Annotated in this window: 1 protein-coding gene; it reads right to left on the reverse strand. The window is 70.2% G+C overall.

The window, feature by feature from the left end:
- A partial coding sequence (locus IH25_RS0137075) for an IS256 family transposase (protein ID WP_030621600.1) occupies positions 1-292 on the reverse strand: 292 nt, incomplete at both ends.

Consider the following 292-nt stretch of genomic DNA (forward strand, 5'->3'; position numbering starts at 1 on the left):
TTCGGCCAGACGGTCTCCACCGCCTCGGGCAGGCCCTTGAGCCCGTCGCAGACCAGCATGAGCACGTCGCTGATGCCGCGGTTCTTGATCTCGGTAAGGGTGTGCAGCCAGTGCTTGGCTCCCTCGCTGCCGTCGCCGGCCCACAGCCCCAGGATCTCCCGCCGCCCTTCGGTGGTGACGGCCAGGGCCACGCAGACCGGCCGGTTGGCGACCGCGCCGTCACGGATCTTCACGTGGATGGCGTCGATGAAGACGACCGGGCCTCGCCGGTGGTCAGGCCCTTCGCGGCCAG

Source organism: Streptomyces achromogenes subsp. achromogenes (genome assembly GCF_000720835.1).
Lineage (GTDB): Bacteria > Actinomycetota > Actinomycetes > Streptomycetales > Streptomycetaceae > Streptomyces > Streptomyces achromogenes.